Raw genomic sequence first — 25,311 nt, 5'->3', positions numbered from 1 at the left:
TCGTGTTCTGCTGAAGCTGGTTCTGATATGTATAAGCTACACGCACGAACGTCCACTTCGTGGACGTTCGTGCGCCGCCATTACAGAAGCCTAGCCAATCGGTCTGCACCTTCGGCTTGACCTCTTGGGGCTTCATGGTAAAACCGCTCCTCTACTGCTCGGACGAGTAAGGAAAGGAGCGGTTTATGTGTTTGATACAGAATTATCTTTCGCCATTGTCCCTTCTATGGGAGATCCTGTTATGTCTGCATTTGGGTACGATATATTCCCTTTCCGCGCCAATCGTTGTATAATAGAATGCAGCAAGAAAATTCAATCGGAGAAAAGGAGAGAGTCTTATGTATACGCTTTCCAGCACGGAATTTCATGGCATCAAGCCGCAGATTGATGAGGAGGCTTTCGTCGCGCCGCAGGTGTTTCTTTCGGGCGATGTGCGCGTCGCGAAGTATGCGAGCCTTTGGCCGGGTGTTGTTGCGCGCGGCGATGTGAATTACATCTCTGTCGGCGAGTGCTCGAATGTGCAGGATCTCGTCTGCCTTCATGTGGCGGACGACAATCCGTGCATCATCGGCGATTATGTGACGATCGGCCACAGCGCCGTCGTGCACGGCGCAGAGATCGGCAATCATGTCCTCATCGGCATGAATGCGACGGTTCTGACGGGCGCGAAGGTCGGCGAAGGCTCGATTATTGCCGCAGGGGCACTCGTGCGCGAGAACGAGGTCATTCCGCCGAATTCCCTCGTCGTCGGCATGCCGGGCAAGGTCGTGCGCACGATTGACCGCATCAAGACGATTCATGCGCAGGCGATCAAGTACAAGTGCGAGTGGGCGATCGAGTACGGCGTCTATCCCGAGATCGGCGGCGAGAAGTACCACGGCGAGCACATTATCTGACGTTTGCAGTTTACGGCTTTACAGTTTTGTTACGTATGATATAATGAAAGGCACAGCCTTCGTTTTGGCTGTGCCTTTCATTATATTTTTCAGGAGGTTTGATTCATGGCGCGAGAAACGCTGAAGAGCCGCTTCGGCTTCATTCTCCTCAGTGCCGGCTGTGCGATCGGCATCGGCAATGTCTGGAAGTTTCCATATCTCGTCGGGCAGAACGGGGGAGGAGCCTTTGTGCTGCTTTATCTGTTCTTTCTCATCGTGCTCGGCATTCCTGTCATGACGATGGAATTTTCCCTTGGCCGCGCCGCAAGGCGCAGCCCCGTGCGCATGTACCAGAGACTGACACCCGAAAAGTGGGGCTGGCATTGGCATGGCTACGCATGCTGGTTCGGCTGCATCATGCTCATGATGTTCTATACGACGGTCGCGGGCTGGATGCTGCTTTACTTCTATCAGACAGCGTGCGGCGCGTTTGCGGGACTTTCTCCGAAGGAGATCGGTGCGGCCTTTGGCTCGATGCTTGGCGATCCTATCTTGCAGGTCGTGCCGATGGTGATCGTCGTCATCAGCGGCTTCCTCATCTGCTCGCACGGCTTGCAGTCTGGGCTGGAGCGTGTGACGAAGGGCATGATGGTGCTCCTGCTCCTCATCATGGTCGTGCTCGCCGTGAACAGCGTTTTCCTCGCCGGCGCGTCTGAGGGCATTTCCTTCTACCTGCGCCCTGACATCGCGAAGATGGAGGAGATCGGCTTTACGAACGTCATTGTCGCAGCGATGAATCAGGCGTTCTTCACGCTGAGCCTCGGCATCGGCGCGATGGCGATCTTCGGCAGTTACATCCCGAAGGATCATGCGCTTCTCGGCGAGTCGGTCAACGTCGCTCTCCTTGATACCTTTGTTGCCATCACGTCGGGACTCATCATCATCCCCGCGTGCTTCGCTTACGGCGTCGAGCCGGACAGCGGGCCGGGACTCATCTTCATCACATTGCCGAACATCTTCAATCACATGGCGGGCGGCATCATCTGGGGAAGTCTCTTCTTTCTCTTCATGACGTTTGCGGCCTTTTCGACGGTGCTCGCTGTCTTTGAAAATATCATGGCCTGCACGATGGATCTGACGGGGTGGAGCCGCAAGAAGGCGGGATTCGTGAACTGCGCGGCGATCCTCGTGCTGTCCCTGCCCTGCGCCTTGGGGTTCAACCTCCTCGCGGGCATTCACCCGATGGGCGGCGAGAGCAGTTTCCTCGACATCGAGGATTTCATCGTGAGCAATATCCTCTTGCCCGGCGGGTCGCTTGTCTTTGTGCTCTACACGATGCATCGTTTCGGCTGGGGCTGGCAGAAGTTCTATGAAGAGGCGAATACGGGAAGCGGCTGGAAACTTCCCCGATGGGCGCGCGGCTACTTCGCCTATGTCCTGCCTCTTGTCGTCGGCGCGATCCTCGTGCTGGGATTGATGTAAGGCATGCACAAATTTTCGTGGATGTTTGTGCCACTTTTGTGAAAGCGAAAGAAAGAACCCGACGCACGGCAAACGTCGGGTTCTTTTCTTTCAATATTTGCCTATTTGCTTGCTGCACTCTTTTCGCGGCGCAGCCGAAAGATGAGGCGGAAGGACAGCGAGAGGATGATGGCGATGACGGTCGCGAGCGACATGCCTCTGAGCGTCACCGTGCCGAGCGTGAGGCTTGCCGTCGATACGCCGACACCCATGACGATAGAGGTCAGCAGGAGATTCGTGGGCTTGCCATAGTCCACCTTGGATTCGACGAGGATGCGGATGCCCGAGGCGGCGATGACGCCGAAGAGCAGCATGGAGACGCCGCCCATGACGGGCGTCGGGATGCTCTGGATGAGTGCGGCGAGCTTGCCGAGGCATGAGAGCGCGACGGCGAAGACGGCGGCGCCGCCGATAACCCATGTCGAATAGACCTTCGTGATGGCAAGGACGCCGATGTTCTCGCCGTACGTCGTGTTCGGCGTTGATCCGAAGAAGCCCGAGAAGATCGTCGATATGCCGTTGCCGAGAAGCGAGCGGTCGAGTCCCGGATCCTTCGTGAGATTGCGCCCGACGATGTTGTTCGTAACGATGAGGTGACCGATGTGCTCGACGATGACGACGATGGAGGCAGGCAGGAGGATGAGGATCGCACCTGGCTCGAATTTCGGCGTGTAAATGGTCGGGATGGCGAACCAGGGGGCGTTTTCGACGGCGGAGAGGTCGACGATGCCCGCTGCATAGGCGATGACGTAACCCGAAACGACGCCGATGAGGATGGGGATGATGGCGAGGAAGCCGCGAAACGCGATGGAGGCGAAGACCGTGACGGCGAGCGTGGCGATGGAGACGAAGACGACGGTCGGATCCGCCTCGGCATCGGTCAGTCCCGCCATCTTCGCCGCCGTCGGCATGAGCTCAAGTCCGATGACGGCGACGATCGCACCCATGGAGGCGGGCGGGAAGATCACGTCGATCCAGCCTGTGCCGATGGCATGGATGATGAAGCTCACGAGGCAGAAGACGACGCCTACGACGATGAAGCCGCCGAGTGCCGCCTCGTAGCTGTAGTCGGCGAGCACGAGGAATACGGGCGAGAGAAAAGCGAAGCTTGAGCCGAGATAGGCGGGGATCTTGCCCTTGCAGAGGATCAGATAGAAGAGTGTGCCGATGCCGTTGAAGAGCAGCACGGTCGCGGGGTTGACATGGAAGAGGATCGGCACGAGCACCGTTGAGCCGAACATCGCGAAGAGGTGCTGCAGGGAAAGCGGAATCGTCTGGAGGAGCGGCAGCCGCTCCTCGGGGGCAATGGTTCTTTGTGTCATGAAAATGCTCCTTTGGAAGATAGTTATACCAAAGAAGAATTTAGCACAGAATGGGTGCTTTGTCTAGCAACTCATATCGCTTCGTGTAGCGGCTGATTCAACGGATAAGTCTCGGTGAAAAGCTCGGGGGCGTCCGCGCGCTCAATGGTCAGCGTGAAGTCGCCGGAGGAGTAGGGGCCGAGGGCGTAGGGCGGGTAGAGGAAGACGAGTTCGCCGTGCGTGCCCATGTACCAGGAGAAGGTATCGAATCCTTTTTCCGGCCTGTGGAATCGTTTGAGCTGCTCTTCGATGTCGTAGGCGAAGAGATCCTTCTCGCGTCCCGGGTATTGGGTGCGGAAGGCGTTGGCTAGCGCTCGAAGCAAAGCTTCGCGGCTTGTGACGATGGCGGCGAGGGGGACTTCTTTTCCTGTCTTTGCGTCGAAGGTCGTGCCGCCTTCACCGTGCATCGGGTGCACGCCGCCGGTGTAGGAGATGCCGAAACTGCAGAAGCTGATCATTTGTTCGTCGACGCGTCCCCACTTCGTGATGACAGAGTAGTCGAAGTAGGCGATGTCTTCGAGGAAGCCGTCTTGGCGATCGCCGTTCTTGCATTCATAGGCGAAATCGAAGCCCTTTTTTGCAGCCTGCGCCTCGTGCTTGTTCCAGGCGTCGAGGGCGCGAGAGAGCGTTTCGCGCTCTTCGCCTTTGACGTGAAGTACGGGATGGCTGGTGTAGGTCACGCATTTGCCGTTGGCATTCAAGGCCTCGATGCGATGGTCTTCGACGAGGAGCCACGGAACGGGGGCTTTGACGGAGCGTTCCTCGTCGTTGTCGGTGGAAGTTTTTGCCGGACGCGTGTACTCTTTGATTGTATCCTGCTGCGCTGCCGCATGGACGACGGATGCGAGGGGCAAGTCGTCCGAAACAGGCGCAATGGGAGCGAGCAGGAGGACGGCTGCGAGGGAGAGTGCGTGGAGTTTTTTCATGGGATGAACCTCCTTTTTGATGGATCTGCATATACTTTACTTTTTCCCGTGTGCAATCGTGCGCGAAGTTGCAGCAAGACTTCGTTTAGGCTGCTGTCTATCGGTTGACAAGCTATCGGGAATATGTTAGTCTCCCTAAAACAAGGGGGTTGAATATGCAAAACAACGGTTTGCCTGTTGATCGTTCGCGCAGTTTGCTGCATCGCGCCAATCAGGCTTTTTTCTTTGTCGGCGGCTTCGGCGTGGCATCTTGGGCGCCTCTCGTGCCGCTTTTGAAGGCGCGGCTCGGCGTCGCTGAGGATGTGCTTGGACTCTTGCTCCTCTGCATCGGCGTCGGCTCACTGGTGACGATGCCCTTTGCAGGAGTATTGGCCGGGCATTTTGGTTGCCGCCGTGTGATTGCTGTCGATTCGCTCGTCTTTGCAGCGCTTCTTGTGGCTCTTGCCAGGGTGGACAATATCGTTCTTGCTGTGCCGACGCTTCTTTTGTTCGGCTCTTCCATGGGAATTATTGATGTCACAATCAATATCCATGCTGTACGCGTCGAGCAGCTTTTGAAGAGGCGCGTGATGAGCGGCATGCACGCGCTTTGGAGCGTGGGCGGCTTCATGGGGGCGGGACTTTTCGGTGTTTGGATGGCGCTCGGATTCACGCCCTTGGGCGCGACGGCGTGTTCGGCGGGCATCATCGTGCTCATGGTGCTCGCCTTCGCGCGATTTTTGCTCGCGGGCAGGAGTGCGCCTGAGGGCAGGGCACTCGCCGTGCCGCACGGCATCGTCGCTTTTGTCGCGGCGGTCGCCGGTATATCCTTCCTCGTCGAGGGCGCTGTCATGGACTGGTCGGGCGTGTTTCTCACGGAGGTGCGCGCGATGGACATGTCTCTTGCGGGCACGGGCTTCGCTGTCTTTTCTGCGGCGATGCTCCTCATGCGGCTCTTGGGTGATGCGATTGTCAATCGCCTGGGTGCGCGCCGCGTCGTATTCTTCGGTTCGGTCATTGCCATCGCGGGTTTCTTGCTCGTGATCGTTTCGTCCTCCGCGTGGCTCATTTTCCCCGGCTTCTTCGCAATCGGTTTCGGCTGTGCGAATATCGTGCCGATTTTCTTCTCATTGATGGGAAAGCAGCAGGATATGACGATCAATGCGGCGGTCGCGGCGGTGTCGACGTGCGGTTACCTCGGCGTGCTCATGGGGCCTGCCGCCATCGGTTTCATCGCACACAGCACGAGTCTTTTGGCGTCGTTCGCACTATTGGCCGTGCTGCTCTTCGTGCAGCTTCTCATTGGGCTGCATGTATTCCGCAAGGTGGCGTGAGGGAAATTTCATTGACGCGTGCTTATAAAGGCGGCGCAAGGGCAGCAGCAAAAGCTCTTGCGCCGCCTTTTCGCTTATGTGCGATGCTCTTTGATGCACGCGAGGAAAGCCTCGCCGTAACGCTCGCATTTTCTTTCGCCGACACCCTTGACGTGCAGGAAGTCGTCGAGCGTTTCTGGCAGCACTTGGCACATGTCGCGCAGCGTCGCATCGGAGAAGATGACGTAGGGCGGCACGCGGTCGCGTGCGGCTAGCTCTTTCCTGAGTGCTCGGAGGTAGTCGAAGAGCGAGATGTCGACGGGCTTTTCCTTCTGCTTTCGGGGGAAGTTTTGGAATACCTGCTCCTTGCCGCGCAGCACGGCGTAGGCGGGCTCTGCGAGCTGCAGCACGGGGTATTCGCTCTCGGTGAGCGAGAGATAGCCCGTGGCGATAAAGCGTTGAATCGAGCGCTTGATCTCGGCGAGCGGCTGCTCCTGCATGATGCCGTAGGTCGACAGTTCGTCGAGGTGCAGCGTGCGCACGCGCTGCTCGGCAGAGCCTTTGAGCACCTGCGCTGTCAGCGTCATGCCGTATCGTCCTCTCATGCGGTAGACGCACGAGAAGATTTTCTGCGCATCAAGCGTCACGTCGCGCCGTTCGAAGTCGCCCTTGCAGCTGCTGCAGCGCTCGCACGAGGCGGCGGGGCTTTCTTCGCCGAAGTAGCGCAGGATGAAGGAACGCAGGCATTCGGGCGTGTGGCAGTAGTCGGACATCTTTTGCAGGCAGCCGAGTTCGTGCGCCTTGCGCGCGGCATCCTCGGTCGAGATGTCGATCAGGTACTTCTGCGTCATGACGTCCTGCGGCGAGAAGAGCAGGATGCATTCGCCCGGCTCGCCGTCGCGTCCCGCGCGTCCCGCCTCCTGATAGTACGACTCGATGTTTTTCGGCATGTTGTAGTGGATGACGAAGCGCACGTTCGACTTGTCGATGCCCATGCCGAAGGCGTTCGTCGCGACGATCGCCTGCACGTTGTCGTAGAGGAAGTCGTCCTGCGCCTTCGAGCGCTCTTCGTCGCAGAGTCCCGCATGGTAGGGACGCACAGCGAATTTTTTTTGCTGCAGGAAGCGGCTCAGGGCGTCCGTCTCCTTGCGCGTCGCACAGTAGATGATGCCGGCTTCTTCGCGATGCGTGCGCAGGTAGTTCGCGATGAAGTCCTTGCGGTCGACGCCTGTGAGGACGCCGAAGAAGAGATTCGGCCGGTCGAAGCCCGCGACGTGCACGGCGGGGCGGCGAAGCGCGAGGAGAGAGATGATATCGTCCTTGACGCGCGGCGTCGCCGTCGCCGTGAAGGCGCCGATCAAGGGGCGCTTCGGCAAACATTCGATGAAGGGCGCGATGGCGCGATAGCTCGGGCGGAAGTCGTGCCCCCACTGCGACAGGCAGTGTGCCTCGTCGATGGCGATGAAGGAAACGGTCTGCTCTTGCAGCAGAGATTGGAAGAAGTCGGTTTCAAGCCGCTCGGGCGCGACATAGACGATTTTGTACGCGCCTCTCGCGATGGCGCTGAGCCTTGCGCGAGCTTCCGCCTGTCCAAGCGAGCTGTTGATGAATGTCGCGGGCGCACCGGCTTCCGTGAGCGCGTCGACTTGATCCTTCATCAGCGAGATTAAGGGCGAGATGACGAGTGTGACGCCCGGGAGCAGCAGGGCGGGCACTTGGAAGCAGATGGACTTTCCCGCGCCCGTGGGCATGATGGCGACGGTCTCGCGGCCTTCGAGCAGGCTCTTGACGACGGTCTCCTGCGCGGGGCGGAAGCTCTTGTAGCCGAAGGTCTGCTGCAGGATCTGCAGCGCACGGGCGAAGTTTTGCTCGGGCATGGGGATACTTCCTTTCCTTAACCTTTATTCTACACCTTTCGAGAAAAATCGTTAAATCCCTCTAAAGCTCAGCGATTTCTTATTGTTACACGAGGGGACGGGCAGTATAATAAGCAACATAAGTGGAAATATATCCCTCGGGGAGGAGAAAGACGATGAAGAAATGGCGCAGGAAGCCCTGGTCGCTTTTGTTGGCGGGAGCTTTCCTTTACAGCATGTCATCCGTGGCGGCGGCTGCCGACCTTTCGCTTGCGGGCGCGGTCGAGCTTGCGCTTTCGCAGAATGCAGATTTGAAGATCACGAAGCAGGCGGAGGAGTCGGCGCTTGCGTCGCTCGGCGAGGCGAAGAGTGAGAAGGGATTCTCCGTCAGCGCTTCGGGCGGCTATTCCATCGGCAGAAATTGGCAGGATCGCGGCAACACGACGTCGTCGGGGCTTAATGCGTCCGTCAAGAGCGGCGTCAATATCTGGGACGGCGGCAAGGCGAGCGGCGGTATCGACAGCGCCAAGATCGCTATCTTGACGGCGCGTCTCAAGACGGCACGCGCCGAGGAGAAGCTGCGTCTTTCCGTCATCGAGGCGTATTACAACGCGCTGCAGGCGAAGAAGACCGTCGGTGTGAACAAGGCATCCGTCGACAACTACCAAGCGCATTTGACGAACGTCGAGCAGCTTTTCTCGGCGGGCAGCAAGGCGCGCATGGATGTACTGCGTGCTTCCGTGGAGCTTTCCGATGCGCGTCAGACGCTCATCAAGGCGGAGAACGAGTACGAGATCAGCTTGGCGAAGCTTAGGAATCTTGTGAACATGGACAGGGACGAGCCGCTTCGCCTCACCGACGATGCCGTATACAGCCCGTTCGCCCCCGCGCTTTCCGACTGTCTCGCCTTCGGCGTCGAGAATCGCAAGGAGCTTTGGATCGACAATTACGATGTCGTGCGCAAGGAGCTTGACATCGAGGTGGTCAAAGCGGGCTATACGCCGCAGATCGACTTCTCGCTGAGCGCGTCGGCGAACAAGGACTTCGAGCCTGCGTCGGCCAGCAGCCGCGGTGTGACGGCAGGCATCAATATGAATTGGAACATCTTTGACGGCGGCAGAAAGAAGGCGCGCATCGAGGCGGCGGAAGCGGCGCTCGATGCCGCGCGGCTGCAGCTGGAAAAGGACAGGAACGATGTGGATTACGACATCCGCGCGGCGTACTTTTCGATGAAGGAGGCGGAAAACCGTCTGAACTCGACGCAGGACGCCGTAGACAAGGCGAAGGAGGACTACTTCATCGCACGCGAGAAGTACCGCGCGGGTGAAGGCATCATGCTCGACATCATCGACGCGCAGCTTGCGCTCTCGAAGGCGGAGATGAACCACATCAGCGCACAGTACGACTTTGCGCGCGGCAAGGCGCAGGTGGAAAACGCCATGGGGCAGAGCCTCACGGAGAGTGAGCAGCGTGCGGCGGACGCCATGGACGCCGTGCCGCTGGCGAGAGCTGAGATCAGCCGCAGGGATGCGGTGCACGCCTATGAAGAGAACGAGAAGGCGATGAAGGAGCGTCAGGACAGGACGGTCATTCCTTTCCGCGCGTCTGAGGCAGCGGCGGCAAAGCAGTCTGCCGTGCAGAAGGAAAGAGCGTCAGGCGCGAAGGTTTCGAATACAATGAATACAGCGAACGCGGCAAATGCGACGAATGCAGCTGATACGGACAGTGCAGCGAATGCGGCGGCAGCGGCAGCCGGAAATGGAGGGCGAGCATGAAGATTTTCGGCAAGGACATCACCTTCGGTACGAAGGCGAAGATAGCAGTGACCGTGCTCGTCCTCGCGGGCTGCGCTTTCGGCGGCTACAGCTACTATGAGGCGCAGCAGGCAGAAAAGGCCATGCGAGAGTCTGCGGGCGAGACGGCGACGGTCGTGCGCATGGAGATGAAGTCCACCGTGTCGGCGACGGGCACGATCATTCCCGTCGATTCCGTCGAGGTCAGCTCGAAGATCACGGCGCGCATCAAGAATGTGCTCGTCAAGGAAAACGACATCGTGACGGCGGGCGAGACGGTCGCGACACTCGACGCCAAGTCACTCGCAACGAAGCGCGATCAGGCGCAGTTCAAGGTCACGAACGCCAAGGCGAAGTACGACCGCGAAGCCTACCTCTACAGCATCGGCGCGAATCCGCAGACGACGTTCGAGGACGCGCAGTACAACTACGATGCCGCCAAGAGCGTCTTGGAAGAGACGGAGTCCGATCTCGCTGAGACGATCATCCAGGCTCCGATCAGCGGCATCGTAGTCGGCAAGCCCAAGACGGCGGGTACGATGGCGACGGCGGGAACGGACTATCCGACCGTCATCATGCGCATCGCCGACCTCTCGAAGAAGCAAATCATGGCGAAGGTCGACGAGACGGACATCGGCAATATCAAGGTCGACCAGCAGGCGACGTTCACGGTCGATGCGCACTCGGGCAAGACCTTCACGGCACGCGTCTCAAAGATCAGCCAGACGGACACCGCGAATACGTGGCAGACCGTCTCCTCTTCGAGCACGACGACGACCTCGACGGCGAGCGTCATCTACTACTATGTGACGCTCGATGTCGACGATCCCGAGAACCTGCTGCTGCCGGCCATGACGGCGCGTCTTGAAATTGAGACGGCGACGAAGCCCAGCGCGCTCGCCGTTCCCATCGCCGCATTGAAGACGGACGCCTCGGGAACATACGTCGTCGTTGAAATGCCCGACGGCACGAAGGAGAACCGCTCCGTCAAGACGGGCATCTACAGCGATGATTATGTGGAAATCCTCGACGGCCTGATCGAGGGCGAAACCGTGTCGATTTCCTACACGGCGACGCAGCCGCAGGTCATGATGATGGGCGGCGGCCACCCGCCGATGTAAGCGCGGAAAGGAACGATCATGGAGCAAAAGGCGAAGGAAGAGCGAGCGGCGCAGGAAAAGGCGACGATCGAGCTTCGGGGCATCAAGAAACTCTATCCGATGGGCGATCAAATCGTCGCCGCGCTCGCGGGCGTTGATCTTACGATACGAAAGGGCGAGTTCGCCGCCCTCATGGGGCCGTCCGGCTCGGGCAAGTCGACGCTCATGAACATCCTCGGCTGCCTCGACCGCCCGACGGAAGGATCGTACAAGCTCGACGGCGAGGAGGTCGCGCACCTCTCGGACGACGCGCTCGCTCTCACGCGCAATAAGAAGATTGGCTTCGTATTTCAGAACTTCAACCTGCTCTCGAAGAGCAGCGCTGCCGACAACGTCGCCCTGCCGCTCATCTATGCGGGCGTCGGAAGAGGCGAGCGGCGCGAGCGCGCCATGCACCTCTTGGAAGCCGTCGGGCTTGCCGACCGTGCCGACCATCAGCCCAACGAGCTTTCGGGCGGTCAGCGCCAGCGCGTCGCCATCGCGCGCGCCCTCGTCAACGATCCGCACATCGTCATGGCGGACGAGCCGACGGGCAATCTCGACACGAAATCGACGCATGAGATCATGGAACTCTTCGAGAAGCTTCACGCCGCCGGACGCACGATCATCCTCGTCACGCACGAGCCGGACATCGCTGCCTGCGCGAGCCGTCAGCTTCTCGTGCGCGACGGACTCATCACGCGCGACGAGGGCAGGGGCGTCAAGATGGATGTCGTATAGGAGGGAAGTCGCTTGTTGATTTGGGAAAGCATCACCATCGCCCTGCATGAGCTCCTTGCGAACAAACTGCGCTCCGTCCTCACCATGCTCGGCATCATCATCGGCGTCGCCGCCGTCATTGCGATGGTCTCCATCGGCATGGGCGTCAAGAGCAACGTCGAGGACTCGATGGCGAGCCTCGGCAGCAACATGCTCATCGTCACGCCCGGCGCGGCGAACTCGGGCGGCATTCGCGGCGCGGCAGGATCGCGCGAGTCGCTCAAGTACGACGACGCCGTCGCGATCAAAAAGAAGATCAAGAACATCGACCACGTTTCGCCCATCGTGCAGCGCTCCTATCAGATTGTCTACGGCAATCAAAACTGGAATACCGTTGTCATGGGCGTGACGCCCGAGTACATGTCGATCCGCTCGCTCACGCTGACCGTCGGCACCTTCATCTCGCAGACGGACAACGACAAGCGCCAGCGCGTCGCCGTCATCGGCCCGACCGTCGCTAGGAATCTCTTCGGCAGCGAGAACCCCATCGGCAAGAACATTCGCATCCACAATCAGCCGTTCAAGATCATCGGTGTTCTCGCGAGCAAGGGACAATCCTCCATGGGCCAAGATCAGGACGATGTGGTCATCGTGCCGCTGATGACGGAGCAGGAGCGTCTTCTCGGCATCACGCACATCCAGATGATCAACCTGCAGGTCAGCGAGGCCTCGAAGATCGTCCAGGTACAGAGCGAGGTCGAAACGCTGCTGCGCCAGCGTCACCACATCCTGAATGGTAAGGAGAATGACTTCACCGTCAACAACCTCACGAGCCTCGTCGAGACGGTGACGCAGCAGACGACGATGCTGACGATCCTCCTTGGCAGTATCGCGGGCATCTCGCTCCTCGTCGGCGGCATCGGCATCATGAACATCATGATGGTCTCGGTCACGGAGCGCACGCGTGAGATCGGCATACGGAAGGCGCTCGGCGCGACCTTCGGCAACATCATGCTGCAGTTCCTCATCGAATCCGTCGTCATGGGAGTCGTCGGCGGCATCCTCGGCATCGCTCTTGGTTGCGCCATCTCCGTCGCCATCTCTCATGTCGGCGAATTCAAGACCGTCATCACGGCGACGCCGATCCTCGTATCCTTCTCGTTCGCCGTCGGTATCGGTCTCTTCTTCGGCATCTATCCGGCAAGAAAGGCCGCGAAGCTCGACCCGATCGACGCGCTTCGCTACGAGTAAGAGGTCGTTGGAAAGTGACCTGCATGAGTTTGTCATTACCGTACGATGCGTGAAGCGCGGCAGAGAACTGCTGCATGAAGAATCCCCCGAGAAATCTTCTCGGGGGATTCTTCGCTTTTGCCGTTAAGGATGCGTCCTACACTTGGATCTTGGCGACTTCGCCTTGCAGACTTGTGGCGATTTCGGCGAGCCCTTCGCTTGCATCGGCGATATTCTGCAGGGACTGCGTCTGCGTCTCCACGGCGCTGTTGCCCTCCTCGCTCGTCGCGGCATTTTCCTGTGCGAGCGCCGAAAGGCTCTCGATCACTTGGGAAACGGAGTGGCTTTTGTCCACGATATTCCGCGTCGAGTCGTTCATCCTCTTGACGACCTGCTCCGTCTCCTCGACGGCTTCGTCGATGCGGCGGAATTTTTCCTGCGTTTCGTCGAGGCTCGTGCGCGTTTCGTCGACGAGATGCCGGGACACTTCCATCGTGTCGACCGCCTCTTGGGACTTCTCCTTGAGTCCGCCGATGATGGCGCTGATTTCGTCGGTGAAGCTGCGGCTCTGCTCCGCGAGCTTGCGGATCTCGTCCGCGACGACGGTGAAGCCGCGTCCTGCCTCTCCGGCTCGTGCCGCTTCGATGGCGGCATTCAGGGCGAGAAGGTTCGTCTGCTCGGAAATCGACTGGATCATCTGGCTGGCCACTTCAATCTTTTCCGCGCTCTTGTTCGTCTCGATGACGACGCGAGCCACTTCTTCGGTCGCTCGGGAGGTTTTTGCCGATTTCTTCATGACATCGGCGAGGATGGCGATGCCTTCATCCTTGCGCTGGCGCACGGCAGCGGTTCCTGCATTGATTTTTTCGAGGATTTCCTGATTGCCGTCGAGCAGGGTTTGGATTTCGTCCAGGTGATCGGAAGCCTCCTGCGTGTCCTGCGCCTGCTTCGATGCACCGTCGGCAATGTTGTGGATGGCCGTCGTCACGTTGCGCGCGCTGTTGGCCGTGCTCTGCGTCGTGGCGGTCAGTTCCTCGCTCGTGGCAGCGACGGACTGGGAATTGCCATTGATCTTTCCGACGATGTCGCGCAGGCTGCTCGCCATTTTGCCGCAGGCGCGTGTGATGATGCCGATCTCATCACCGCGCTCCAGGTATTTCGCGAGGTGCATATTTTTCTCTTTCTGCAGATCGAGTCCTGCAAAGCGCTCGATCATGCCCGCCATATCCTTCAAAGGTGCGGAGACGCGCTTGTGGATGAAGAAGCTCATGAGCGCGATGAGACCTGCGCCGCAGGCTACTGCAATCAGCAGCGATATGAGGACGAGATCCTTCGCCTCATGCGTGAACACCTCTGTGGAGACGGCGACGAGCGTCCCCCAAGGCTGTTCGATGCCCTTGAGCTTGATGGGATTGAAGATATAGGTGGTAGGAAGACCCGTGGATTCGGAGGTGCGCTCCATGGAGAAGAGCTCCTGGCCGAAGAATTTCTGTCCTTCGCTTTCGCTTACGCCCAGCATTTCATAGACGTTCTTGGAGACCGCGTCATCTTTCAGCCCGTGGGCAAGCAGCGTTCCCTGCGGGGTAAAGACGGCGAAGAAATTGTTCGGCGTGCTGATCGCCGCCATGTCGCTCTGGAAAGGAGCGGCGTCGAAATCCACCGTGACAGCGCCGACGAAACGACCGTCCTCGATGAGAGGGAAGGCGATGGTCAGCATGTAGGTGCGCTGGGTCGGCGTGACATCGTACCAGTAGGGATCGGTCAGCGTGATTTTCTGCGTCTTGCGCGGGGATTGATACCACTCGTCCGTCTCATAGCCGGCGAGCGGCGTGATCACGATGTCGGAGCCTTCCTTGCCCGCATAAGGGATGGCGCGCCCCGTGGCGTCGGAAGCGGGGGAGTTCACGAATGCGGCATCTTTGCCGTCGAAGGCGTTTGGCTCGAAGCAGATGCCCGAACCGACGATGTCGTCATTGGAAGCGACGGTCGAGCGCAGGGCGGCGATCAGATCGTCGCGATTGCGCTGCTCGGGCGGCAGAGACAGAATCTGTTGGACGCGCGATCTCAGATCCTGCCCCGATTGATAGACGGCAGTGTAGCGCGTCTCGATGGCGGCCGTCTTCATACCGACCTCGTTGTACTTTTCCCGTATGCCGTCTTCAATCATGGTGTTGTACGAGCGATAGCCGATGAAGCTCATGAGAATGGCGATCATCAGCGTGACGCCGAGGAAGATGACGACATTGACTTGCAGTCCGATGCCGTAGCCGCCCTTTTGCAGGGGTTCCCTTGTTTTGTTCATGTTGTACAGCTCCTTTTCGGGGAGGCGCGTGCATTTTTCGTCAAGAAATGCGCCTCCTAATTTAGTTGATTTCGTCTACTACTTTACAAAGACGTAATCTGGAATCTTTTAATATTATATCACATTTTTCAAAAAAAGTGGCACTTGAATATAATTTGACGATAAACTTTAGCGATACGAAGCGCTCCTACCCGAGCAAGGGGCTTTCGCCAAGCTTGTCGAGCAGCAAATTTGTTTCCATGACGCTCTTCTTGTGCGTGAGCGCGAAGATGAGGACGCTGTCCCAGCTCTTCTTGGCGTAGAGCTGCGGCAGATGAGCCGCGTGCAGCAGACGGCTCGTTTCCTTGAGGTCGAGTCCGAGCGCGAGGGCAAGCGCCAGAATTTTTGCGCGCGAGGGATTCTTGTCGCCGGAAAAGATATGGTAGGCGTATGTGGCTTCGAGTCCCGAGGCGCGGATGACATCGCTTTTCGTTCGATTCTTCTGCGAGAGAAGCTGCGCGAGATAATCATGCAGGGGCATTTTCTGCAAATGCTCCTCATTCATTTCGATGAAATGTGCGACGTTTTCTTCCCGCTTGAGTTCATGGAGCAGTTCGTCTGTATCCTTTTCCTGTTTTTTCGGCATGAAGAAAATCCCCCTTTGTTTTCATCATAAGGCAGGAGAGGACGGAAGGCAAGCGAATGTTAAGATAGATTTTGTTGTGGTGCGCATTGACGATGGACGGCGCTCGATTGAAACGGCGACGCTAGACACTGGATGCTGGTCATTTTATTGCAACAGGTGAGAACTTCGTAGTATAATAAAAAAAGAAAATATCGGTGAGGAGAAATTTATGGATTGGGATGAAGAGGAAGAACGGCGGAAAAGGATTCTGGCGGTCTTGGCTGGGTTTCGCCTACTCGATGATGATTTCATGGCAGCAGTGTTTCAAGACAGTTTGGAATGTATCGATTTGGTGTTGCAGATCATCTTGAGCAAGCCTGAAATCAAGGCGACGAAAGCGATTACGCAAGATACGCTGAAGAATCTGCAAGGACGCAGCGTGCGGCTGGACATTCATGCGTGGACAGATGAACAGGAGTTCAACGTCGAGATTCAACGCGGCGGCAAGGGCGCTGCAGAACGTAGAGCCAGATACAACAGCAGCCTTATGGACGCCAATACACTATTGGCGGGCGAAGACTACGACAAGCTGCCCGAGTCGTATGTGATTTTCATCACGGAGACGGACGTGCTTGGCAAGGGGTTGCCGATTTATATTGTTCGGCGCACGATTGAGGGAAGCAATGAGATTTTTCAAGACGGCTCTCATATCATCTACGTCAACAGCTCGATAACGGATGAAAGCACTTCGTTGGGAAAGCTCATGCACGACTTTCGTTGCACGCGGGCGGAGGATATGTATTATGAAGTTTTAGCAAATCGAGTGAGGTATTTCAAGGAAACAGAGGAAGGAGCGAGAACGATGAGTGAGGCAATGGAAAATCTTGCGAGGGATTTTGCGAAAGAGCTTGCGAAAGAAGCAGAAAAGCGTGGCATGGAGCGTGGCATGGAGCGCGGTCGCGAAGAAGGGAAGATCGACATGGTCGTAGAGATGCTGCGGGATAAGCTGCCTTTGGAAATGGTTGCACGCATATCGAAGCTCTCTCTTGAGCATGTGCAAGAACTTGGCAGAATGCATAGTTTGCTATAAGAAAAATTACACAAAAAGTGACAGGGGGCTGCTGTACATGGATTTTGTACGGCAGCTTGTTTTTGGAGCTAGAAGGGAAGGAGATGTATCATGGAAAAGCCCGTCGAAGAATACATCCGTGCGACCTTCTCGTTCCTGCGCGTCTTGAAAGAAAGCGAGCGCAGCCGCACGATGCTTGCTGCCAAAGAGGACGGCAAGCTCGTCGTCGTGCGCGAGATTTATGCGACGGGTCTGCCGTACAAGGAAATCAAAGCGATTGAGCATCCTCTTTTTGCCAAGATTTTCTTGACGGCGGAGGAGGACGGGCGCACTTGGGTCGTCGAGGAGTATATCGACGGCGAGAGCCTGCAGGCTCTTTGGGAAAGGGGCGAACGCTTTTCAGCGGCGGAAATCAAGGCGATGCTTCGAGAAATGTCAGAGGGGCTTGCCGCACTCCATCGTGCGGGCATCGTGCACAGGGACATCAAGCCCGCGCACATCCTGCGCCAAGGCGGACGCTTGCGTCTCATCGACTTCGATGCCGCGCGGCTCATGCGCGAAGACGCTGCGCCCGATACGCGCCATCTCGGCACGGTCGGCTACGCGCCACCCGAGCAATACGGCTACCGTCAGACGGATGGAAGAAGTGACATCTACGCGCTCGGCGTGACCTTTGAAAAGCTGCTGAAAGACGGCGAAGGTGGCGCTGTTCGGCGCGTGCTGCGCCGTGCGCAAGCCGTCGATCCGGCGGCGCGCTATGCTTCCGTCGAAAGTTTGATGGCGGCTATCCATCGATGGCATTGTTTGTATTTGCTAAAATCTATAGGCTCGATAGGAATATTTGGTATTTTTGTTTTAAGCCCGATTTTTTTATATTTTCCGCATGAAAAAGAACAGTCAATCATACAGGAGGAAAAAATTCCAGCTGAAGAAAATCAGGAAATGGTGGACGAAATAGCAGAAAAGGAAACAGATATCCCCCAAATTATCGAGAACGAATTGCCATTGAATGTTGATTCGCCGCAGCCGGCTGCATCGAAAGATGTTTTTCAAGATGGGCATCGCGCAAAAAAGGAGAGAGGACTTAATTTTCTAAGCGCAGATGGAAATCTTGCTGTGGAATGCCTTTGGTGCGGTGAATCTCATAAGAGTTCGGGCGCAATTATGATCAGTCGTCGTGCCCTTGAGGCACCTGTAATGGAAGGGAAGGCGCCAGTGCCGTCGGACTGGAGTGTGGGTTTTCGTATTACCAATGAAGGGAACGCGCCATTGCAGCAGCCGCGATTATTGCTTCGTACAACTTTTGCAGGAGCTGAAAACCTTACTGTGCAAGGTCCGGAAATGATTCTTCCTGGAGAAACAGCGGATATCATAGTCCCTTTGGGGCAGTATGAATTTTCGTTTCCCGGTGGGAGTGAAACACGGGAGTATATCGATATCAGCCTTTTTGATGCTTTGGAGCGGGATCGTCCGCTTGCATATTGGAGGCATACGATTTGTATAGCGCCATATTCTCCGGAATATATTTACGAACATGTCTATAAAGACAAGCACGGTTACTGGAAGCCTTAAAAGCAGAAAAACCGCCGTCATTGTTGTCCTGTGGGGACAGCAATGACGGCGGTTTTTCTGCTATGCTTGATTATATCGCTGGTTTATCAAAATGCGGCTTCTTGGTGACTCTTATGTCATTATATAGGTGGAAAGTATCCTTATTTGTGACAACATGAAGCTACAGTTTTAAATTATAATTAAGAAAGGGGAGTCGAATGGTATTTCTTCAAAGTGAAGGAGATGATTTCCATCACTGGGACAGATGGATTCCAGCGGGAGTTTCGCATATTGGGGCAGAGGATTGCTTATTATAGAAAATTGCAGGGTTTGTCGCAAGAGGAATTTTCAAAAGATGTCGGCATCAGCAAAAGTTATTTGAGCAAGATTGAACGCGGTGACATCCAGGGAATCTCTTTCGTCACCGTTATGGAAATTGCACGGAGTTTGGAGGCTAAGGTCACCAAATTGCTGGATTTTGATGAAGCATAGACGATATGGGAATAGGGGAGATGATTATGATGCATAGGAAAAATTTTTTGGTATGGATCTTCATGTTGCTTATTTGCGTAGGATATCAAATAGCAATATTTTCAGAAGCTTCGGCAAGAGATTGCTGGGCTGCTGATTATAATGGATATCAGCTTTATGTTGTTTCGGAATCCGTCAATCAAGAGCGGGGTGGGGCAATCAGTGCCTATGTAAAGTATGTGCGCGGCGGGGAACTTTCCTATGGGCTTCATTACATCTTTACGCGTGATGAAGGCGTATGGTGGTTTGCCACTCGACGGACAAAGAATGAGCCATATCTCAGGGGCGGCGACGCCAATGCGAGCAGTTATGCATGGCGTGTGTTGAGAACTTGCCAGGAGTGCCTCTGATCGATATTTATCAAGGTTGGATATGAGCTGAGTGTCCCCATGGGAAGGGGTTGGGGGTTTATGGAGAATATACAAAAGATTGTTGAAGACTTATCGGCAATGCGGCAAGACATGATTGCCGCAAGTGAACGGATCTATATTGTCAACGCAGGACGCATGAATCACGGCAAGAGCAGTCTGCTCAATTCCATTCTTGGCAGGGAGGCCTTTCGTGTCGCTGATATCCGGGAAACAAGGGTCAATCAGGAAGAATTGTATAAAGATGATGTGTTTCTTGTTGATACGCCGGGGTTGGATGCAGATGAAACGGACGATCAGGAAGCGTTCTCGGTTTACAAGAAAGCAAATTTTATTATCTTCGTCCATAATCCCAAGATCGGGGAATTTCATCGCTCAGAACTTCAGAATATCGGACGTATGGCAAAGACAGTGGGAGAAGACTACTTCTGGCGGCACTTTGCTTTTGTCCTGACCTTCCAGGAAGAATTTGAGGAAGAAGAGTTGTCCGTGATCGGGCAGAGTATGAAGGCGGCAATCAAAGAAGAATTTCAGACAGATGGAATTCCCTTGTTCATCGTATCGAATGTGCGGTATGAAAGAAGCCAGCAAGAAAGCGATGCCAGAAAAAAGCAGGCCTTTTTGGAAAGAAGCGGCATCCCCCAACTGCGGGAATTCCTTCAGGAGCATTTGGCTGTATGGCGAGATGAAAATCTTGCCTTGCAGGGAGCGCGGTTTGAAATGTGCAAGGCGAAGGCAATCGACCGGCTTGCAAAAGAACGGGACGAAATAACAGACGCTTTGCGGCAAAACCACGTCGATTTCCAAGAGAAAACGGCAGCCATAGAGCGGGCGTTTCATCAGGCATACTCGAACATCATTAACTACAAGACACAGTTGGAAGATGAGGAAGCAACAGTGGCTCAATTGGAACAAGAGGTTTGGCAATTGCAGGCGCAGCGGAAACAGGAACGTGAAGATTGGGGATGAACTAAATGCCGTTTGTAGCAATAATAGGAGGTGCAGTGGTCGTCGGTGGAGTTGCCTTGCACGGAAACTATAGCGATCATGGGAATTACAGCGAGTATTCCGACGCTCACTTGGTGGGGAAGATCAAGAAAAAGAAAGCTCTGTATGAGCAGCACCAACAAGGTGTGAAACGCCTGAAGCAATCCGTCAGAGAAAGCGTTGCGACAGAGATTGCAGAGCTGGAGAAAAATCCGGATATTGCCCCGGTGCTCCAGAATGTGGAGGCCGGGAGAATCGGGGAGATGCAGCTGAATCGCCTGTCCACGGAGACCATCGGTCGGCTGGAAGAGAAGCTGCGGCAGGAGATTGCTGCGGATGAGCAAAGGCTGAGGGCGTTGGAGCAGATGATTCAGCAGATCAATCATATGCAGCTGACGAAAGGATTCTGAGAGGAGGCGGGAGACGTGGCTGAAAATTATCTGGTAAAGACGGCGGAGGAATTTTTTGCTGCATTGGATCAGGCAGGGGAAAAGTTGCAGGCCTTCTCGCAGGAATTGAGCGAAAAAAATGAGGCGGTTTATTCCGCCCTGGCACGTTTTGAAAAGGCTAATGCAGAGTATCGAGGAACGATTGGGACGCGAGAAAAATCGACGGTTGTGGACGAGGCTTTGCAAAAGGTGATCCAAGGCTTGCAGGGCGCCGTCCATAGGTGGCGCGTTGGTATCGAGGCAAGCAAAAAGGGGCAGGAATTTATGCACGACCATGAGAAATACTTGGTCGTTATGATTTTTGGCGCAGTAAAATCTGGGAAAAGCACATTGGGAAACTTCTTCGCAGGGCGTGAATGGCTCGAAGCGCCCTTTGAAAATGTTTACAAGCATCGTCCGCCGACGGAATTTGCCACACAGGAAAAAGGCCGGAACACGGGCGATATTGAGATGGTCGATGGACGATATTGGTTCAGCGAAGGGGTTACGGATACGACCGGCGATATCCAATACTTTACGTTGAGCGGTCTGCGGTGGTTTGATTCGCCGGGGACGGGCGCTTTGTCGAAGCAGGGCGACAAGCGGAATATGGAAGAGATGGTCAAGGAATATCTGCAATATGTGGATATGTGCATCTTTCTTGTGAATTCCTCAGAACCAGGGCTGATGGAAGATATGAAATATATAGAACAGCTTTCACGCACCGAACAGGAGGCGCTTGTTGTCATTACGAAATCTGATCGGGTGGAGGAAGACGTCGACGAAGCGGGGGAAATCGTCAAGATATATTTGCCCAAAACACCTGAGGGACGGCGCTTGCAGGAGCAGGATATGTGCGAGCGGCTTGCAGCCGCCTATCCCCAGGTGGATGTCGATAAATTCCGTGCGATGAGTATATCGACTGTTTTGGGCGACCATGCAATGCGAACGGGAAATGAGAGAGAGTTTCGCGACAGCCAGCTTGATCTGTTGATGCAGAGATTGACAGAGAAGGCTCGGGGCGATGTCGTCGGCCTTAAAACAGCACGTCCGAAGAAAGCGATGAATAAATTCCTGCGGGATATCGTTGAGGGCGATGAGATGATTGCAGGGATCAAGGGCTTGCACAATCATGTGCAAACGGTGCTTGATTCCGTGGAAGATTACCGTGGAAAGATCAAGCAGCGCACGAAAAATTTGACGGATCGCATCACCCGTCGAGTCAAAGCGTCTGCCTTGAAGGAAACGAATCGCATGGCGCATCAGGCGGAGGCTGGCGGAAAGGAGACAGAACCTGCAACCATTGCCCAGATGGTTTTTTCTGTCACGCAGCCGATCTTGGCGGAGGAAATCAACCAAGAGATTTCGAAGATTATCGGGATGTCGCAGGAACTTGTGGGAGATTTGGAGATAAAGGCTGCCCAGCCGGAGATCCGCGCCCCTGGCATCAAGCGTCAGATGAAAGAATTCGAACAAACGTACACGGTGATTGAAGTAGTCCCGCGTTCCCCAGATGGTTTTATTGAGCATGTGCAGGATGTTTTCAGCTTGTTCACCAAGAAGTTTTACAAAAAGGTGGAGCGCAAGGTTACGAAAAAAATGACGGTGGATGCCGGAGTGAATGTGGAAGACGTCATCAGGGAACTCATACCGCAAATCGAGACCTATGTCGCTCGGACGGTACGAGAGAACCTTGAGACGATTGCGGACAATTATTTTGCCCCACAGGAAAAATTTGTGCAGGAAATTGAAAAAAATCTCGAGCGGCTACACGAGGAACTGGAGGCGCTGCGCTTCTAAAGCTATATGAAATTGTAGGTGATGAGATGCAGTTTATTGTCAAGACGACTACGGCTTGCAACTTTCAGTGTGTCTATTGCAGCGAGGGGGATAGAAAAGAAGAATTTCTTGCAGAAGATGTTTTTTTTAAGTTAGTTGACGAAATTCCGTCTTTGCTGGAACGAAAAGAGGAGCGCTCCGTTGGAATCCTCTGGCATGGCGGGGAACCGCTCTTATGGGGGCATGACCGCTTGGCGAGAGCGATGGAATATGCCGAGAATAAATTGGCGGACTATGCGCTGCATTTTACGATGCAGACGAATGGATATTTGCTGGATGAGGCCTTTTTGGAGCTCTTCAAACGACATTCCGTTCAAGTAGGGGTTTCTTTGGATGGCTATGAGGAGATGCATGACCGCAATCGTCCGACCAGGGATGGGAAACCGACCTTTTCCGTCGTGTGGGACAACATACAACGCATTCGAAAGGTGGGTCTGGGCGGCAGTGTCCTGATGGTCTTGAATACAGCGGAACCCGTTGACATTGATCGGCTCTTTGCCTTTATTGAAGAAAATGCTTTGGTATGTAAGATCAATCCCCTGCTGCCCAGCGGGAGAGCAGCGGGATGCGATGATGCCCGCAGGATATATCAAAACTATGTCTCCCTTCTGAAAAGGCTGTACGAAAAAATAATGGATGCTCCGGCAGAGATCGTGATCGAGCCTCTGGATAAAATGATGAACGGGATTCTCATGGGAACCTGCATGAGGGAATGTTCCTATAATGGAATTTGTGCGGCTGGGATAATGTGTCTCTACGCCGATGGGATTGTCGGGCTTTGCGGGCGCGATGGAGAAAAGATGCATTTCGCCTATGGAAGTCTGCAGGAACAATCCTTGTTGGATTTGTACGATTCGCCTGCAGCGCAGAGCGTGCGCGCCCGTGACGCCTATTTGCGAAATCATGGCTGCAAGGAATGTGCTGTCTGGGAACTCTGTCATGGCGGCTGTACATTTGAAGCCTGGTTGGAAAACGGTACGACGGAGGCGGCGTTTCCTTTTTGTCGGGAACGCAAGGATTTGTTGGAATACCTGCAGACCGTCGGAATCCAGTTGCTGAAAAAGCGCTTGGTTCGGGAGAAGATGGTATATCGCCTGCGTTTGGCGGAAAAGAAAAAGATATTGAAGGAAGCATTGGAATATGCGGGAAAATGATATTGTTTTTTTCAACATCCATCGGCGCTACCTCGACCATATGCCAAATTTTGACGGGTTTTTGGGTATTTATCTCTTGGCCGCTTTTGTCAATGAAAATGGCTACCTAGGCCAGGCTTATGCAGGATCCCTGTATAGGGGCATGGAAGTGCTCAATGAGCTCTGCACGCAGCAAAAGACTGCGATGATTGGGCTGTATTGCGATTATGCGAATGTTACGGAAAATCAATTTGTGAGCCGGTATATCAAAGAGCGATATGGCATTCCTGTAATTGTGGGCGGACCGCAGGCGACGAGCTTGGATGAGGCGTTTTTCAAGGAAGCGCTATGCGATGCCGTGGTCTATCATGAAGGCGAATTGACGGTGCTGGAACTCATGGATTTCCTTCTTGACGGAACCGGGCGGCTGGCGGACATCAAGGGCATTGCCTATTGGCAGAATGATGAAGTGAAGACTACTACGCCTCGGCCTGTTATTGAAAATCTCGATGCTTTGCCTTTTGTTGATGAAGACTGTTATCTATTGCCGCAAAAGAATCGTCGGGATTTATGCATCATGACGGGACGCGGCTGCCCTTTCCGCTGCGCTTTTTGCTATGAAGGACGTTCCTCCGGGAAAGTCCGGTTTCGGTCTGTGGAAAATGTACTGGAAGAGATCGATCGTTTTCTGGAAGAAGTGCCGCGTGGAGTTGAGCCGTACATTTTGTTTACGGATGATACCTTCACTTTGGATGAAAAGCGCGTTCATAGGTTGTGCGAAGGCCTGAAGGAAAGGCAGGAGAAGCGTCACTTTCATTGGTTTTGCGAAGGCCATGTCCATACGTTGAAGCTGCATCCCGATATGATCAAGGATATTGCAGCGGCGGGGGCGTTGCGCATCCAGTTGGGAATTGAAAGCGGCGTTCCTCGGGTGCTGGAGGCCTATCGAAAACATACGACGCCGGAAGAAATTAAGGAAGTCATTGCGGCTTGCCGGGAGGCGGGAATAAAGCAGATTTACGGGAATATCATCTTGGGAAGCGCGTTTTTCTCCAGAGAAACATATGAACAAGACCTTGCTTTTGGCAAAGAATTATTGGACTGGGGACAAGGAACCCTGGAGTTGGGTGTTGTTTGTTACTGGCCGCTGCCCGAAACATCAATAACAAAAGAGCCGGAAAAATATGGCATACAAATTGTCGATTATAATTTTTACACATCGGCGGAAGATTTTCCGCAAACAGAAACAGAGGAGATGTCCCGTTGGGAAATTTTGCGCTTGGCGCAGCACATGGAAAAAGAATTTGCTGCAAAGCGTAAAGAAATGTTGCTAGAGGGGCGAGTGCCGCTGGAGCAGATCCTTTCTTGGTACCCACGGGAAAATACAGCCAAGGCATATGGGCTTTGGTATCAGACCTTGCAGCAGATGCCGAATTTATATGCGTATGGGCGGATGCTGGCTGTTCGTGAGGGAATGACGGGAAGGGAGGCGAAAAGTTATGGCAGAACAGCGCATCCGATGCGTGTGCTTTCTCTGCAGCGCTATCTGCAGTTTTTTGAGGGCGGACGATGCAGTATAGAAGGCACGATATTGTCCGATTTGGAAATGCAGATCCTGATATTGTCTACAGGCAGAACGAACTGCCAGTGGATATATGAACATTTGAAAGCCAAAAATATGCTTCATTGCTATGAGGAAATGCAGGCAGCTTTGGAAAGGCTGGAAAAGGCTTATCTGATTGTCTACAGCAGGGAAAGTGTCTTTAACAGGAGCTTATAGGGGGGA

General features: G+C 55.0%; 21 protein-coding genes. 16 read left to right on the top strand and 5 right to left on the bottom strand.

What is annotated here, in order from left to right; all coding sequences use genetic code 11:
• Positions 1-338: 338 nt before the first annotated feature.
• On the top strand, positions 339-896 hold the full coding sequence (locus tag SELSP_RS07885) for a gamma carbonic anhydrase family protein (protein ID WP_006191537.1): 558 nt from the start codon (positions 339-341) through the stop codon (positions 894-896).
• Between the two features lie 105 nt (positions 897-1,001).
• Positions 1,002-2,357, top strand: a complete 1,356-nt coding sequence (locus SELSP_RS07880; RefSeq protein WP_006191539.1) for a sodium-dependent transporter — start codon at positions 1,002-1,004, stop codon at positions 2,355-2,357.
• A 101-nt stretch (positions 2,358-2,458) separates the two neighbouring features.
• Here SELSP_RS07880 and uraA read toward each other — a convergent pair whose 3' ends face one another.
• Together uraA and SELSP_RS07870 are read right to left on the bottom strand one after the other, a co-directional pair.
• On the bottom strand, positions 2,459-3,718 hold the full coding sequence (uraA, locus tag SELSP_RS07875) for a uracil permease (protein ID WP_006191540.1): 1,260 nt from the start codon (positions 3,716-3,718) through the stop codon (positions 2,459-2,461).
• A gap of 71 nt (positions 3,719-3,789) precedes the next feature.
• Positions 3,790-4,683, bottom strand: a complete 894-nt coding sequence (locus tag SELSP_RS07870) for an RsiV family protein (protein WP_006191547.1) — start codon at positions 4,681-4,683, stop codon at positions 3,790-3,792.
• 155 nt (positions 4,684-4,838) lie between these two features.
• Here SELSP_RS07870 and SELSP_RS07865 point away from each other — a divergent pair, with 155 nt between their 5' ends.
• Positions 4,839-5,996 (top strand): MFS transporter, encoded by a 1,158-nt coding sequence (locus tag SELSP_RS07865; protein ID WP_006191552.1) that lies wholly within the window; start codon positions 4,839-4,841, stop codon positions 5,994-5,996.
• Positions 5,997-6,070: 74 nt separating this feature from the next.
• On the opposite strand, the gene recQ is transcribed toward SELSP_RS07865, so the two are convergent.
• Complete coding sequence (gene recQ, locus SELSP_RS07860; RefSeq protein ID WP_006191555.1) at positions 6,071-7,852, bottom strand: DNA helicase RecQ; 1,782 nt, start codon at positions 7,850-7,852, stop codon at positions 6,071-6,073.
• A gap of 155 nt (positions 7,853-8,007) precedes the next feature.
• Here recQ and SELSP_RS07855 point away from each other — a divergent pair, with 155 nt between their 5' ends.
• From SELSP_RS07855 to SELSP_RS07840, 4 genes are read left to right on the top strand one after another with little or no spacing between them, the layout of a single operon-like run.
• On the top strand, positions 8,008-9,606 hold the full coding sequence (locus SELSP_RS07855; protein ID WP_006191559.1) for a TolC family protein: 1,599 nt from the start codon (positions 8,008-8,010) through the stop codon (positions 9,604-9,606).
• Positions 9,603-10,745, top strand: a complete 1,143-nt coding sequence (locus tag SELSP_RS07850) for an efflux RND transporter periplasmic adaptor subunit (protein ID WP_006191565.1) — start codon at positions 9,603-9,605, stop codon at positions 10,743-10,745. The genes SELSP_RS07855 and SELSP_RS07850 overlap by 4 nt, the downstream gene beginning before the upstream one ends.
• 18 nt (positions 10,746-10,763) lie before the next feature.
• On the top strand, positions 10,764-11,504 hold the full coding sequence (locus tag SELSP_RS07845; protein WP_006191570.1) for an ABC transporter ATP-binding protein: 741 nt from the start codon (positions 10,764-10,766) through the stop codon (positions 11,502-11,504).
• A gap of 12 nt (positions 11,505-11,516) precedes the next feature.
• Entirely contained in the window at positions 11,517-12,734 is a 1,218-nt protein-coding gene (locus SELSP_RS07840; protein WP_006191572.1) for an ABC transporter permease, read from the top strand.
• Positions 12,735-12,870: 136 nt separating this feature from the next.
• On the opposite strand, the gene SELSP_RS07835 is transcribed toward SELSP_RS07840, so the two are convergent.
• Positions 12,871-15,015, bottom strand: a complete 2,145-nt coding sequence (locus SELSP_RS07835) for a methyl-accepting chemotaxis protein (RefSeq protein ID WP_006191577.1) — start codon at positions 15,013-15,015, stop codon at positions 12,871-12,873.
• Positions 15,016-15,202: 187 nt separating this feature from the next.
• A complete protein-coding gene (locus SELSP_RS07830) occupies positions 15,203-15,640 on the bottom strand; it encodes a hypothetical protein (RefSeq protein WP_006191581.1) in 438 nt (145 codons plus the stop codon).
• 208 nt (positions 15,641-15,848) lie between these two features.
• On the opposite strand from SELSP_RS07830, the gene SELSP_RS07825 reads away from it, so the two are divergent.
• The 9 genes from SELSP_RS07825 to SELSP_RS07785 all read left to right on the top strand — a co-directional run bounded on the left by SELSP_RS07825 (position 15,849) and on the right by SELSP_RS07785 (position 25,305).
• Positions 15,849-16,709, top strand: a complete 861-nt coding sequence (locus SELSP_RS07825) for an Rpn family recombination-promoting nuclease/putative transposase (RefSeq protein ID WP_006191586.1) — start codon at positions 15,849-15,851, stop codon at positions 16,707-16,709.
• Positions 16,710-16,799: 90 nt separating this feature from the next.
• Positions 16,800-18,260 (top strand): serine/threonine protein kinase, encoded by a 1,461-nt coding sequence (locus SELSP_RS07820; protein WP_006191587.1) that lies wholly within the window; start codon positions 16,800-16,802, stop codon positions 18,258-18,260.
• A 222-nt stretch (positions 18,261-18,482) separates the two neighbouring features.
• Entirely contained in the window at positions 18,483-18,731 is a 249-nt protein-coding gene (locus SELSP_RS07815) for a helix-turn-helix domain-containing protein (protein ID WP_006191590.1), read from the top strand.
• Positions 18,732-18,757: 26 nt separating this feature from the next.
• Positions 18,758-19,120: a hypothetical protein gene (locus SELSP_RS07810; RefSeq protein WP_013740900.1), complete on the top strand. Its 363-nt coding sequence runs from the start codon at positions 18,758-18,760 to the stop codon at positions 19,118-19,120.
• Positions 19,121-19,180: 60 nt separating this feature from the next.
• Positions 19,181-20,107 (top strand): GTPase, encoded by a 927-nt coding sequence (locus tag SELSP_RS07805; protein ID WP_232362319.1) that lies wholly within the window; start codon positions 19,181-19,183, stop codon positions 20,105-20,107.
• A gap of 5 nt (positions 20,108-20,112) precedes the next feature.
• The gene (locus SELSP_RS07800) at positions 20,113-20,535 is read left to right on the top strand and encodes a hypothetical protein (RefSeq protein ID WP_006191602.1); all 423 of its coding nucleotides are present in this window, start codon (positions 20,113-20,115) and stop codon (positions 20,533-20,535) included.
• Between the two features lie 15 nt (positions 20,536-20,550).
• A complete protein-coding gene (locus tag SELSP_RS07795) occupies positions 20,551-22,353 on the top strand; it encodes a GTPase domain-containing protein (protein ID WP_006191612.1) in 1,803 nt (600 codons plus the stop codon).
• A gap of 26 nt (positions 22,354-22,379) precedes the next feature.
• On the top strand, positions 22,380-23,546 hold the full coding sequence (locus SELSP_RS07790; RefSeq protein ID WP_006191613.1) for a radical SAM/SPASM domain-containing protein: 1,167 nt from the start codon (positions 22,380-22,382) through the stop codon (positions 23,544-23,546).
• Positions 23,533-25,305: a B12-binding domain-containing radical SAM protein gene (locus SELSP_RS07785; RefSeq protein WP_006191614.1), complete on the top strand. Its 1,773-nt coding sequence runs from the start codon at positions 23,533-23,535 to the stop codon at positions 25,303-25,305. Before SELSP_RS07790 ends, SELSP_RS07785 begins: the two co-directional genes overlap by 14 nt.
• Positions 25,306-25,311 lie beyond the last annotated feature (6 nt).

This window comes from Selenomonas sputigena ATCC 35185 (assembly GCF_000208405.1).
In the GTDB taxonomy this organism is placed as follows: domain Bacteria; phylum Bacillota; class Negativicutes; order Selenomonadales; family Selenomonadaceae; genus Selenomonas; species Selenomonas sputigena.
Note: the sequence above shows the minus strand (reverse complement) of the source record. Positions and strands in the feature narration are given on the sequence as shown.